Below are 14,336 nucleotides of genomic sequence, written 5' to 3' on the forward strand. Positions count from 1 at the left end.
TTTCAAGTGAGTGCTCCTTATGAAAAGGTCGTCGAGGCGCTCCGAGCATCGCTCGAAGAGGTCGGCTCGCTGAAGAAGCAGAACCGCCAGCTCTTGGAGGCCTCCGGGGAGCCGGTTGCGGTTGTGGGTATGGCGTGTCGTCTGCCCGGTGGTGTGGCGGGTCCGGAGGATTTGTGGCGGCTGGTCAGCGAGGGCCGGGACGGTGTGTCCGGTTTCCCGTCCGATCGTGGCTGGGATGTGGAGGGCTCGTTCGACTCCGACCCGGGCCAGGCCGGCACCCGCCACGTGCCTCGGGGCGGGTTCCTGTATGACGCGGGGGAGTTCGACGCGGGTTTCTTCGGGATCTCGCCGCGTGAGGCGCTGGCGATGGATCCGCAGCAGCGGTTGTTGCTGGAGACCTCGTGGGAGGCGCTGGAACAGGCCGGGATCGACCCGGGGACGTTGAAGGGCCAAGAGGTCGCGGTGTTCTCCGGCGTCATGGGCACCGACTACTTCGCGGGTGGCAACGCGCACTCCGAGCTGGGGGGTATCGGCACGGGGGCGGCGTCGAGTGTGGCCTCAGGCCGGGTGTCGTATGTGTTCGGTTTTGAGGGTCCGGCGGTGACGGTGGACACGGCGTGTTCGTCCTCGCTGGTCGCGATCCATCTGGCGGCGCAGGCGTTGCGGCAGGGGGAGTGCTCGCTGGCGCTGGCGGGCGGGGCCAAGGTGATGGCGACGCCGGGGGCGTTTGAGGCGTTCTCGCGCCACGGCGGACTGTCCTTGGATGGCCGGTGTAAGTCGTATGCGGACGCCGCGGACGGTACTGGCTGGGCCGAGGGCGTCGGGGTGGTGGTCCTGGAGCGGCTGTCGGAGGCGCGGCGCAACGGGCACCGGATCCTTGCGGTGATCCGTGGCAGCGCGGTGAATCAGGATGGTGCCTCGAACGGGTTGACTGCGCCGAATGGTCCGTCGCAGCAGCGGGTGATCCGTAAGGCGCTTGCCAATGCGGGTCTTTCGACGGCGGATGTGGATGTGGTGGAGGGGCACGGGACGGGGACGGTTCTGGGTGATCCGATCGAGGCGCAGGCGCTGATCGCCACCTACGGACAGGACCGGCCCGAGGACCGGCCGGTGTGGCTGGGGTCGTTGAAGTCGAACATCGGTCATACCCAGGCGGCGGCGGGGGTGGCTGGTGTGATCAAGATGGTGCAGGCGCTGCGGCACGGGGTCATGCCGCCCACGCTGCATGTCGATGCCCCGTCGGCGAAGGTGGACTGGACGGCGGGCGCCGTCCAGGTGCTGACCGAGTCCCGGGAGTGGCCCGACACCGGCCGGCCCCGCCGCGCTGGTGTGTCGTCCTTCGGTGTCAGTGGGACGAATGCGCACCTGATCCTGGAGCAGGCCCCGGAAGAGCAGCCCGCAGTGCCGGAGCCTGTCGGGCCTGGGCTGGCGGGGACCGATGAGGGTGTGGTGCCGCTGGTGGTGTCGGCGAGGAGTGCCGGGTCCCTGGCGGGCCAGGCCAAGCGGTTGACGTCCTTTGTGGAGTCGAGTGAGGTGCCCCTGACCGACGTGGCCGCAGCGTTGGTTGCTCAGCGTGCGGTGTTGTCCCAGCGTGCGGTGGTCGTGGCCGGCTCGCGGGGTGAGGCTGTGGCGGGTCTGGAGGCGCTGGCGCGGGGTGAGTCCCATCCTGGTGTGGTCACTGGCGGGTTGTCGTCGGCCGTGGTCGCGGGGCGGACCGTGCTGGTGTTCCCCGGTCAGGGTTCGCAGTGGGCCGGCATGGGGCGTGAACTCCTGGACTCCTCGCCGGTGTTCGTGGAGCGGATCGCTGAGTGCGCGGCGGCGTTGGAGCCTTGGGTGGACTGGTCGCTGGTGGATGTGCTGCGGGGGGATGCTCCGGCCGATCTCCTGGAGCGCGTGGATGTGCTGCAGCCGGCGAGTTTTGCGGTGATGGTGGGTCTTGCCGCCGTGTGGTCGTCGGTGGGTGTGGTGCCGGATGCGGTGGTGGGTCATTCGCAGGGTGAGATCGCTGCCGCGTGCGTGGCGGGTGCGTTGTCGCTGGAGGACGCTGCCCAGGTGGTGGCGGTACGTAGTCAGGTGATTGCGGGCAGTCTGGCGGGCCGGGGTGGTATGGCGTCGGTGGCGCTGTCCGAGGCTGAAGTGGCCGAACGTATCGAGCGGTGGGCCGACCGGGTGGAGGTCGCGGCGGTCAACAGTCCCACGTCGGTGGTGATCGCCGGTGATGCCGAAGCCCTCGACGAGGCGCTGGAGGTTTTTGAGGCGGATGGTGTGCGGGTGCGTCGGGTCGCGGTGGATTACGCCTCCCACACCCGGCATGTTGAGGCGATCGAGGAGATCCTGGGTGAGGCCTTCGCCGACATCCGTGCTCAGGCCCCGCTGATTCCCTTCTACTCGACTGTGACGGGTGAGTGGGTGCGGGAGGCGGGTGTCCTCGACGGTGGTTACTGGTACCGGAACCTGCGTGGCCAGGTCCGTTTCGGTCCCGCCATCGCCGACCTTCTGGGCAACGGCCACACCGTCTTTGTGGAGTCGAGCGCTCACCCGGTTCTGGTGCAGCCGGTGAGTGAGATCGTGGACCAGGCCGACACGGAGGCTGTGGTCGGTGGTTCGCTGCGCCGTGAGGAGGGCGGCCTGGGCCGGTTGCTGGTCTCGATGGCCGAACTGTTCGTCCAGGGTGTGGTCGTGGACTGGGCGGCCATGCTGCCGGTTGCCGGTGCTTCACACGTTGAGCTCCCGACGTATGCCTTCGATCATCAGCATTACTGGCTGCGTTCCACTCCTGCTGTCGACGCTGTCGCGCTCGGTCTGGGGGGTGCTGATCATCCGCTGATCGGGGCGATCGTTGGCCGGCCGGACTCCGGTGGTTTCATGACCACCTCGCGGTGGTCGGTGGACGCGCATCCCTGGCTGGGTGTTCACACCGTCGGTGATGTCGTTGTCGTGCCGAGTGCGGCGTTGGTCGAGCTGGCCATCCGGTTCGGTGACGAGGTGGGCAGTCCGGTGGTCGAGGAGTTGACCGTGGAGCGGCCCGTGCTGTTGCCGCTGCGGGGCGGCAGGGCCGTACAGATGACTGTCGGGGAGGCCGACGAGCAGGGGCGGCGGCCGGTGGAGGTGTTCTCCCGCCCGGACGATGCCGGCCTGGAGGCGATGTGGACACGCCACGCGCACGGCACGTTGGTGCCCGGCCCGGTGACCCCGCCCACTTCCGGCGCCGCGTGGCCTGCCGGCAGCTCCGCAGCCGATGTGGCCCTCGACAAGGCGGTCGGCGATGCCGACCGCTACGGCCTGCACCCGGCGCTGCTCGACGCGGCGGTCCGAACGGCGTTCCCTGATGAGGACGTGATCGCGACCCGGTGGAGCGGGGTGGCCTTGCTGGCCTCTGGTGCGGCAGCAGTAGGGGTGCGCGCAGCCCGTGACACCACGGGGGTGACCCGTCTTGAGCTGGTGGACGCCGCCGCGGCGCCGGTGCTGACCGTTGACGCCGTTGTCGCCGAGCCGTTCTCGCCCGAGAAGGCAGAGATCGAGGATGCGTCGGCTCCCGGCGGCCTGTTCCAGGTCGACTGGGTTGAGCTTCCCCTTTCCCCGGGGGAGACGGCTGAGGACCCCTCGGGTGAGATGGCCGAGGGCGCCGGCGCTGCGGTGACCGTCGTCGATGCCGAAGGCGTTGCTGCGCTCGCGGCGGACGGGCCTGCGGTGCCGGGCCTTGTGGTGTACGAGCCCGGGTACGCGGCCGCCGATCCGCGTGAGGCTGTCGCCGCCGTGTTGGCCGTTGTCCAGGCTTGGCTGGCGGCACCGGCTCTAGCGCACACCCGCCTCGTCGTGGTCGTGCCCGACGCCGAGGACGATGTCACGGTGGCCGCCGTGTCGGGCCTGCTGCGTTCGGCACAGTCGGAGCACCCGGACCGCATCGTCCTTGTCGAGAGCGACCATGCCGAGGACAGCGGCAGTGCGGCGGCCTCGGAGCACTCGGCGGCCGTGCAGGCCGTGGAGGCCGTGCGGCTCGCGGTGGCCACGGGCGAGCCCCGTGTCCGTGTGCGCGGTGGCGTGGCCTTCGTCCCCCGGCTGAAGCGGGCGCCGCTTGGCGAAGGTCCCCGGCGCGAGCTCGACCCCGACGGCACCGTTCTTGTCACGGGTGGCACGGGGACGCTCGGCAGTCTGATCGCGCGGCACTTGGTGACCGAACACGGTGTACGGCATGTGCTGCTGGCCAGCCGGAGCGGACCGGATGCCGAAGGGGCGGCGGCGCTGTACGAGGAACTGACCAGCCTCGGCGCGAGCGTCACCGTCGCCGCGTGCGACACCGCCGACCGGGACGCTGTCGTGGCGCTCCTGGCCGCCGTACCGGATGCCCACCCTCTCACCGCGGTCGTTCACACCGCCGGAGTCCTCGACGACGGCGTGGTCACCGCTCTGACTCCGGAGCGTTTCGATACCGTCCTGCGGCCGAAACTTGACGCCGCGCTGCATCTGCACGAACTGACCCGGGACATCGATCTTGCGGCGTTCGTCCTCTTCTCCTCCGCCGCCGGAGTCCTCGGCAACCCCGGCCAGGGCAACTACGCCGCTGCCAATGCCTCCCTGGACGCCCTCGCTCTCCACCGCCGCCGCTCCGGCCTGCCCGGCGTCTCCCTCGCATGGGGAGTGTGGGACCAGACCGGCACTAGCGGGAACCTGGGCATGGCCAATCAGCGGAGGATGGCCCCGCAGGGCCTGGTGGCACACTCCAGCCAGGAGGGTCTGGAGCTGTTCGACGCGGCGCTGCAGTCAGACGACGCGGTGCTCTTGGCGGCCAGGCCGGACTACGCCGCGCTGCGCGCCCAAGCCGCGTCCGAACCCGTACACGTACTGCTGCGGAGCCTCGTGCGTGCCGGCCGTCGCACCGCTCGGCACGTGGCCCCCCGTCGGGGCGGCCTCGCTGAACAGCTGGCCGCCACGCTCCCGGTCCAGCGAGAGCAGATGCTGCTGGATCTGATCCGGCGCGAGGTCGCTGTGGTCCTGGGCCATTCAACACCCGGCAAGGTCGACCCCGACCGGGCTTTCCGGGAGGTCGGCTTCGACTCGATGTTGGCCGTTGAACTCCGCAACCGACTCAACGGACTCGTAGGGATGCGCCTCCCTGCCACGATCATCTTCGACCATCCCACACCCCGGAGCCTGATGCGCCATCTGCTTGCGGAACTGTGCCCTGAGGCCGTTGGCGAGTTGGCGGTTCGGGAGGACGAGATCCGGAGGGTCCTGGTCACCACGCCTCTGTCCCGGTTCCAGGAACTCGGGCTCATGGAGAAGCTCCTGCAACTGGTGGCGAGTCCCGGTGGTGAAAGTGCCACAGCGCCGGACGCCGCCGAACCGAAGCAGGACGGCAAGCTGCTGATCGAGGAGATGGACGTTGACGACCTGGTGGAGCGGGCGATGAGAAAAGCCGGGAAGCAGTAGCGGACGAGCGATCGGAACGAAGGGAGACAGGGAATGACCAGCTCAGAGGCAAAGCTTGTCGAAGCGCTGCGGGCTTCACTGATCGAGAACGAGCGGCTGGAGAACGAGAACACGAAGATCCGCGACAGCTTCACTGAACCGATCGCCATCGTGGGCATGGCGTGCCGGTTCCCCGGTGGGGTGTCGTCACCTGAAGAGTTGTGGGAGTTGATCGCCGATGGTCGTTCCGCAGTCGGCGCATTCCCCACCGACCGGGGCTGGGATCTTGAGAACCTGTACGACCCTGACCTCAGTCGGGCCGGCACGACTTATGTACGGGAAGGCGCGTTCCTGCACGACGTGGGCGAGTTCGACGCCGGTTTCTTCGGCATCTCACAAAGCGAGACGCTGGTCATGGACCCGCAGCAGCGCCTGATGCTGGAGACGTCGTGGGAGGCGATCGAACGGGCGGGCATAGACCCGGCTACTCTGCGTGGCAAGAACGTCGGCGTGTTCGCCGGCGTGGGCGGGCACGACTACGCCAGCGGTTTCCACAGCGTCCCGGACGAGCTCGAGGGCTACCTGATGACCGGCGGCTTGGCGAGCGTCCTGTCGGGACGGGTTTCCTACACGCTCGGGTTCGAGGGGCCCGCAGTCACGGTCGACACGGCCTGCTCGTCGTCCCTGGTGGCCCTGCACATGGCAGTGCAGTCCCTGCGTTCGGGCGAGTCGTCGTTGGCGCTGGCCGGGGGCTCCAGCGTGATGACCACTCCCGCTGGCTTGGTGTTGGCCTCGCGTATGCGGACTCTTGCGAAGGACGGCCGGTCCAAGGCGTTTGCGGCATCCGCAGATGGAACGAGCTCTGCCGAGGGCGTGGGCGTCCTGCTGTTGGAGCGGGTTTCCGATGCCATCCGTGACGGACATGAGATTCTCGGCGTCGTACGGGCCACTGCGGTGAACCAGGATGGCGCGTCCAACGGACTCACCGCGCCCAACGGGCCCTCGCAGCAGCGGGTGATCCGCCAGGCACTCGCTACCGCGGGTTTGTCGTCCGCCGACGTCGACATCGTCGAGGCGCACGGCACCGGAACCCCCCTGGGCGACCCGATCGAGGCACAGGCCCTACTCGCCACCTACGGTCAGAGCCGTGACCCCGGACTGCCGCTGTGGCTCGGTTCAGTGAAGTCGAACCTTGGACACGCGGGCCATGCGGCAGGCGTCGCTGGTGTGATCAAGATGGTGATGGCCATGCGGCATGGTGTGCTGCCGCAGACTTTGCACGTGGACGAGCCCACGCCTCAGGTCGACTGGTCTGCTGGAGCGGTTGAGTTGCTGACCGAGGCGCACGAGTGGCCCGAGATCGGCCGTCCTCGTCGTGCGGGGGTCTCCGGCTTCGGCGTCAGCGGCACCAACGCGCACGTCATCCTGGAGCAGGCGCCCGAGCAGACATCCGTGAACCCGTCCGACGAGAAGGCGCGCGTGCTGGGCGACTCGGTTGTGCCACTGGTCCTCTCGGCCCGTAGCGAGGCGGGTCTCGCCGGCCAGGCCCGGCGCCTTGGTTCGTTCCTGAGGCAACGTGAAGAGCTGGACCTGCTTGACGTCGGACGGTCGCTGGTGCAGAGCCGGGGTCTTCTCCCCGACCGTGCGGTCGTGCTCGCCGAGGACCGGGAAGAGGCGCTGACCGCATTGGACGACGTGGCCGGCGGCGAGTCCGCGACCGGTGTCGTCAAGGGAACGGCCGAGAGCGTAGTAGGCCGGACTGTCTTTGTGTTCCCCGGCCAGGGCACACACTGGGCGGGCATGGGAAGGGAACTGCTTGAGGCGTCGCCCGTGTTCGCAACCAGCATGGCCGAGTGCGCCGAGGCGCTTGACCCGCTGACCGGCTGGTCGTTGCTCGATGTGGTGCGGCAGGTAGAGGGCACCCCGTCCCTTGAGGACCTCGACGTCGTGCAGCCGGTGTCGTGGGCACTGAACCTGTCGCTTGCCGCGCTGTGGGAAGCGTGCGGGGTCGTCCCGGATGCGGTCGTGGGTCATTCCCAGGGCGAGATCGCCGCTGCCTGCTTTGCCGGTGCGCTGTCCCTTCCGGACGCCGCTCGCCTCGTGGTCTACCGGGCCAAGGCCATCCGCGCCGAGTTGTCGGGACGCGGAGGCATGGCGTCCCTCGTTGCCGGTGTGAAGGCCGCCTCCGTGCTGGTCGAGGAGTTGCCGGGCCTGGAGATCGCCGCAGTCAACGGACCTTCCTCAGTGGTCGTGACCGGTGAACTGCCCGCCCTGGAAGAGCTGCTCGCCCGGTGCAAGACCGAGGGCATCCACGCCCGCAGGATTCACGGGGCCAACGCCGCCGGACACTCCTCACAGATGGAAGTGCTGCGCGACTTTTTCCTTGAGGCATTTACTGAGGTCTCCGGCGGGCCTTCGCGCGTGCCGCTGTACTCCACGGTGACCGGGCGACTCCAGGACACCACGGAGCTGGACGCTGAGTACTGGTATCGCAACCTGCGGCAGACCGTGCAGTTCGACCCGGCCATTCGGTCCCTGGCCGGTGATGGACATGGAGTGTTCATCGAGGTCAGCTCCCACCCTGTGCTGGCGTCGAGCGTCCAGGACGTGCTGGAGGAGCTTGAGGCACCCGCTGTCGTCACCGGGTCGCTGCACCGCGACGAGGGCGGCCCACGCAGGTTCCTCGCCTCGCTGGCCCACCTGCACACCCACGGCGTTCAGGTCTCCTGGGGGGCCGTCCTCGGCCGCGGTACGGAGCGGCCCGTAGATCTGCCCACGTACGCCTTTCAGCGCCAGCGCTACTGGTTGGATCCGGCAGCCTCCGGTGGGGACGCACCAGGCCTCGGTCTCGAGGCGGCGGACCATCCCCTGCTCGGCGCGGTCACCGAAATCCCCGGCTCGGACGGCGTGCTGTTCACTTCCCGGCTGTCGCTGCGCACGCACCCCTGGCTCGCCGACCACGCGGCCGCCGGAGTCGTCCTCATGCCCGGAGCAGCCTTCGTGGAACTCGCGGTCCGCGCCGGCGACGAGATCGGGTGCAGCCTGGTCGGCGAACTGGTCATCGAGCGCCCCCTCCTGCTGCCCGAGAGCGGCAGTGTCCAGGTACGTGTGTGGGTAGGTGAGCCCGATGAATCCAGCCACCGCACCGTCCAGATCCACTCCCGCTGGGAGGAAGCCGGTCCACGGGGGAGCTGGACCCGTCATGTCTCCGGACGCCTGGTGCCAGAGGAGGGTGGGGCCGATTTCGACCTCACCCAGTGGCCGCCGCTTGGCGCCACCGCCGTCGACCCGGACGTACTCGCTCACACCTACGACGGCATGGCACAGGCGGGATACGGCCACGGTCCGGCCTTTCAGGGCCTGCGCGGGGCGTGGACGCGTGGCGAGGAGGTGTTCGCCGAGGTCTCACTGCCCGAGGCAGCAGGCAAGGGCGATGACTACGGGCTGCACCCGGCCCTCCTGGACGCGGCCATGCACGCCTGTGCCTTCCGCACCGATATGGCCGGCGAGAGCCCGAAGCTGGCTCTGCCATTTGTCTGGCGCGATGTCAGACTGCACGCCAGCGGAACCTCCACACTGCGGGTTCACCTCACACCGCTCGCCCGCGACACGATCCGCTTGCGCCTGGCCGACGCCTTCGGCGCACCTGTGGCTGCCGTCGACTCGATGGTCTTGCGACCGGTGGTCCCGGAACTGCTGCGTGTCGGCTCAGGTGCGTCCAAGGAGCAGATGTTCCGTGTGGCCTGGGAGCCCATCTCCGTCAGGAGCGTGCCTGACGAGCTGAACGTCGTACGCGTGACAACTGCCGAGGACGTTCGTGCCGTGGCCGGAACGCCCCCCGGCATGTTCCTCCTCGATGTGGCCGGTAACGGACGTACGGACCTCGCCGCCGTCCGGGACCTCACCGGGCGCGTGCTGGAGGTCGTCCAGGCGTGGCTCGCAGAACCCGCCTTCCAGGACACTCCTCTCCTCGCTCTCACACAGGCCGGTGCGGCCGTCCAGGACGGGGACCCGGCTCCCGATCTGGCCGTTGCGACGGCTGCCGGCTTGCTGCGTTCGGCACAGTCCGAGAACCCGGGCCGCATCATCCTGGTCGACACGGACGGCACGGAGGCGTCAGCCCGGCGCCTGCCCGATGTACTCGCGTCCGGGCAACCCCAGGCGGCACTTCGCAGAGGCGCGGTGGCGGTGCCGAGGCTCGTCAAGGCCGCTGCCCCCGCCGATGCCCCTGGCCGTCCCCTGAACCCCGAGGGCACGGTCTTGATCACCGGCGGTACGGGTAGGCTGGGTCGCTTGGCGGCCAGGCACCTGGTTTCCAAGCACAAGATCAGAAACCTCATCCTGGTCAGCCGGAGGGGACCGGACGCACCGGGCGCGGCCGAGTTGGAAGCCGAACTCAGGGAGCTTGGCGCGCTCGTCCGAACCGTAGCGTGCGACGTGTCCGATCGAGACTCCATGGTCGCGCTTCTGGCCTCGGTTCCCGAGGACACCCCCCTTACCGGCGTGATCCACGCAGCCGGTGCGCTGGATGACGGTGTAGTAACGTCTCTGACGCCCGAACAGCTCGACGCGGTGCTCCGTCCGAAGGCCGATGCGGCACACATTCTGGATGAACTCACGCGCGATCTCGACCTCGCGGCCTTCGTCCTGTACTCCTCTCTTTCGGGAATCTTCGGTTCAGCGGGTCAGGGCAACTACGCTGCCGCGAACTCCTACCTCGACGCGCTGGCTGTACGCCGTCATGCTTCCGGATTGCCGGCGACCTCACTGGTGTGGGGATGGTGGGGGCAGGGATCGGACGCGCTGGACAAACTCGCCGAGGTCGAGCTGAAGCGTTTCGACCGCTGGAACAGCACCGAACTCACGGCGCAAGAGGGCATGGAGCTGTTCGACCTCGCGCTGCTTGACCGTGACGCTGTTCAGGTCCTGACGAAGTTGAAACTCGAGGCGATATGGGACCAGACCAACTCAGCATCCGTCCCCCCACTGCTGCGCGGCCTCATCCGCGTCAGTCGGCGGCCCGCCCGTGATGGGGCGACCGGGGCCTACAAGCTGGCAGATCGGCTGGCCGAGGCGGCCCCGGACCAGCGAGGAAAGATCTTGGTCGACCTGGTCCAGCGCGAGGTCGTCACGATCCTCGGCTACGTGTCTGCAGACGAAATCGGACCGGACCTTTCCTTCTTTGACATCGGTTTCGACTCTCTGACCGCCATCGAACTCAGGAACCGGCTGTCGGCGCTCACCGGCGTCCGCATCCCCGCCACCTTCGCCTTCGAGTACCCCACCGCGGAACTGGCCGCCGAGGGGCTGCTGGAACGCCTCGAACCCCAGGTGGGCTCGCCGGATACTTCACGTACGGTGCGCAACTCCGGCACGTGATCTCAACTTTCACTAGTGACGTCCAAACGACGGGACTAGCGCACCGTGAAACCCGACCGGTGCGCGGCACGGCCGGCGCACCGGTCACTGACCTACCCCTTTCGCCACTCGCCGACGACGAACACTCAAGGAGACAAAGCATGTTCGACAAGGACAAGTATCTGGAGTACCTCGGCCTTACGGGAACGCCCGACGCAAGCCTGGCGACCCTGCGGAAGATCCACCGCGAGCACCAGATGCGGATCCCTTACGACAGTGGTTACGCCCTGGACCTGAACAGCAGTGGTGATGCCCTCGGCCTGGCCCAGGCGTCTTTCGACCTTGACCCGGCCTTCGAGACGATCGTGCTCAGCGGCCGGGGCGGCATCTGCGTCGAATTGAACTTCATGTTCCATCGGCTCCTCGTCGAGTTGGGCTTCGACGTGCAGGTGCTGGCCGCAGCCACCCTCCTGCCGGGGGGAGTGTGGGGCCCTGACATCGAGCACATGGTCATGCGCGTCACCATCGACGGCGAGGACTGGCTCGCCGACGCCGGGCACGCGGGCATCTCCATCGTGGAGCCGCTGCCGTTCTCCGGAGAGACCGTGGTCCAGGACGGCATCGAGTTCCGGTTGACCCGTCGGGAGGAGCACTACTTCCTCGAGTACAAGACCCGCGCCAAAGACTGGCGCGACAGTTACCGCTTCCTGCCGGTGACGCGTACCACCGCGGACTGGGCCCGCTGGCGCGACGCCCTGCCGCTGGACGAGATGGTGGCGCACCCGCGGCGCCGCCGACGGGTCATCGACAACGGGCAGGTCACGCTCACCGCGAACCTCTTCCTATCCGTTGAGGACGGCGAGGAGCGGCTTCGTCTCATCCGGGACGAGAACGAGCTCGAAAAGATCGTCAGCACCTACTGGAGCTGAGCAGACGAACCACCACGACCGCTTGCGGAAAGGCCGGAGATGCTCGCGAAGGCTTCAGCTGAAGTGGCCGCCCCGGCGTATCACCGGCTTCCACAGGACAGAGTGAGGCGGAGTGAGAGAACAGATACCGGTCTGCATCGGCGAACGTTCCTACGATGTGCTGATCGGCCCTGGGGTGCGTTCCATGCTGGCCGAAGTGATCCAGGGCCTCGGCGCCCGGCGGGTCGCCGTCGTGTCAGCCCGGCCCGCGGAATGGGTGCCTGACACGGGAGTGGAGACCGTGCTGCTGCCCGCTCGGGACGGTGAGCCGGACAAGAACCTCGCCACCGTCGAGGCCCTGTGCGCGGAGTTCGTACGCTTCGGCCTCACACGCAACGACGCGGTCGTCTCCTGCGGGGGCGGAACCACCACCGACGTCGTCGGCCTGGCCGCTGCCCTGTACCACCGGGGCGTGCCAGTGGTACATCTGCCGACCACGCTGCTGGCCCAAGTCGACGCGAGTGTCGGCGGCAAGACGGCGGTCAACCTGCCCTCCGGTAAGAACCTGGTGGGCGCCTACTGGCAGCCTGCCGCCGTACTGTGCGACACCGACTACCTGTCCACCCTTCCCCGGCGTGAGATGCTCAACGGCCTGGGTGAGATCGCCCGCTGCCACTTCATCGGTGCCGGTGACCTGCGCGGGCTCGGCCTCGCGGAGCGCATCGCGGCTAGTGTGAGGCTCAAGGCCAGCGTCGTCTCGGCCGACGAGCGGGACACCGGCCTGCGACACATCCTCAACTACGGCCACACCCTGGGCCACGCCCTGGAGCTGGCCGGCGGCTTTGCGCTCCGGCACGGCGAGGCCGTCGCGATCGGCACGGTCTTCGCGGGCCTGCTCGCCGGGGCCCTGGACCGGATCGGTCCCGAGCGGGTGGCGGAGCACCGGGAGGTCGTCGAGTTCTACGGCCTGCCCACCGCGCTGCCCGAGGGGATCGAGACGGCTGAGCTGATCCGCCTGATGCGCCGGGACAAGAAGGCGCTCACAGGCCTCGCCTTCGTCCTCGACGGGCTCAGGGGAGCGGAGCTGGTCCACGACGTGTCCGAACAGATCGTCGCCGAGGTCCTGGAGCGCATGCCACGGCAGCCACTCGGGCAACTCATCGAGCCGGCAGGCTTCCACGGAACGGGAGCCCCGCTGGCATGACGCGCACATCAGAGGCAGCGCACGGCGAGGTCCGGGGCAGGAACACGCGGGAGCCGAGGCTCGCGGACCGCCTCGCCGCGGCTCTGGACAGACCCGCGGCGCAGCAGCCCGAGTGGCCGGACCCGGCCCGGGCCCGGACAGTAGTGGAACTGCTGCGCACCGCGCCCCCGATCGTGGCCGAGTCCGAGACGGTACAGCTCTCCGAGCAGCTCGCGGCGGTCGCCCGCGGCCAGGCATTCCTGCTGCAGAGCGGGGACTGCGCGGAAACCTTCGCCGAGACCACCGAATCGCACCTGCGAGCCAACCTCGGTCTCCTGAAGCGTATGTCGCTGCTCCTTGCCCACGCCTCCGGGCTGCCGGTGGTTCCCCTCGCCCGTATGGCCGGACAGTACGCGAAGCCGCGCTCACAGTCCGCCGACGCGGACGGCTTGCCGGTCTACCGGGGTGACATGGTCAACTCCGCCGAACGCACCCTTGCCGCACGCACTTGTGACCCGGACAGGATGCTGCGCGCCCACGGGCACGCGGCTCGCGCGATGACGCTCGCCCGCCGGGCGTACGCACAGGAGTCGGCGAACCCGCACACCGGCCTCCCCTCGTACCTGCAAGGCACCCCCGGCGGCGGCCGCTTCGTCCGCACCGCCGAAGAGATCGGCCGCGATCCGGGCCCGAGTAGCGAACAGATCTATGTGGGCCACGAGATGCTCTTGCTCGACTACGAATGCGCCCCGCTCCACACCGCCGGGTTCACCATCGGTCCGGAACCACTGCTCGTCAGCCCACTCGCACACTTCCTCTGGATCGGCGAGCGCACGCGAGGCCCCGGCGACGCGCACCTCGCCGTCGCCGAACTACTCGCCAACCCCATCGGGGTGAAAATCGGCCCCAGCACAACCCCGGAGGAAGCCGTCGAGTACGTCCGCAGGCTCGACCCCTATGCCACGCCCGGGCGGCTGACGCTGATCAGCAGGATGGGCCACTCCCAGGTCCGCGAGGTGCTGCCGCCGCTCGTGGAGAAGGTCACCGCCACCGGCCACCAGGTGGTATGGCAGTGCGACGCGATGCACGGCAACTCCCGCACGACGCCGGATGGCCGCAAGACCCGCCACTTCGATGACGTCCTCGCGGAGATCATCGGCTTCTTCGACGTCCACCGCACCCTCGGCACTCACCCCGGCGGCCTCCACTTGGAGGCGACCGGCGAGGACGTCACCGAGTGCCTGGGCGGGGCCCGCGGCCTCGGTGAGGCTGACCTGTCGGCCCGCTACCGTACCGCCTGCGACCCTCGCCTGAATGAGGAACAGTCTATGGAACTGGCCTTCACCGTCGCCGATTTGCTCGCAGAGGCCATCCGGCCAGCTGCCCAGCAGGTCACCTCTGCCGGCCCCGGGAACCCGCGATGACCAACACCGCCACCCCGCCGCGGGTCCCGATCAGCGGCACCACCCGCTTGTACG

4 protein-coding genes and 1 pseudogene are annotated in these 14,336 nt (G+C 68.7%); all 5 read left to right on the forward strand.

Translation table 11 applies throughout. From position 1 onward, the window contains the following. Nucleotides 1-21: 21 nt before the first annotated feature. Nucleotides 22-5,430, forward strand: a pseudogene (locus OG390_RS38450) (type I polyketide synthase); the annotation flags it as partial. 66 nt (nucleotides 5,431-5,496) lie between these two features. Further along, nucleotides 5,497-10,788: a type I polyketide synthase gene (locus OG390_RS38455; protein WP_406178110.1), complete on the forward strand. Its 5,292-nt coding sequence runs from the start codon at nucleotides 5,497-5,499 to the stop codon at nucleotides 10,786-10,788. A 140-nt stretch (nucleotides 10,789-10,928) separates the two neighbouring features. Then, nucleotides 10,929-11,696, forward strand: coding sequence for an arylamine N-acetyltransferase (locus OG390_RS38460; RefSeq protein ID WP_406174371.1), 768 nt, complete (start codon nucleotides 10,929-10,931; stop codon nucleotides 11,694-11,696). A gap of 112 nt (nucleotides 11,697-11,808) precedes the next feature. After that, a complete protein-coding gene (locus tag OG390_RS38465; RefSeq protein WP_406174372.1) occupies nucleotides 11,809-12,879 on the forward strand; it encodes a 3-dehydroquinate synthase family protein in 1,071 nt (356 codons plus the stop codon). Then, complete coding sequence (locus OG390_RS38470; RefSeq protein ID WP_406174374.1) at nucleotides 12,876-14,282, forward strand: 3-deoxy-7-phosphoheptulonate synthase; 1,407 nt, start codon at nucleotides 12,876-12,878, stop codon at nucleotides 14,280-14,282. The genes OG390_RS38465 and OG390_RS38470 overlap by 4 nt, the downstream gene beginning before the upstream one ends. Nucleotides 14,283-14,336: the final 54 nt, after the last annotated feature.

The organism is Streptomyces sp. NBC_00996 (genome assembly GCF_045162675.1).
Taxonomy (GTDB): Bacteria; Actinomycetota; Actinomycetes; order Streptomycetales; family Streptomycetaceae; genus Streptomyces.

Excerpts from the sequence above, each read along its gene's own strand:
- OG390_RS38460 (WP_406174371.1), top strand. The coding sequence starts at position 10,929 with ATGTTCGACAAGGACAAGTATCTGGAGTACCTCGGCCTTACGGGAACG.
- OG390_RS38470 (WP_406174374.1), top strand. The coding sequence starts at position 12,876 with ATGACGCGCACATCAGAGGCAGCGCACGGCGAGGTCCGGGGCAGGAAC.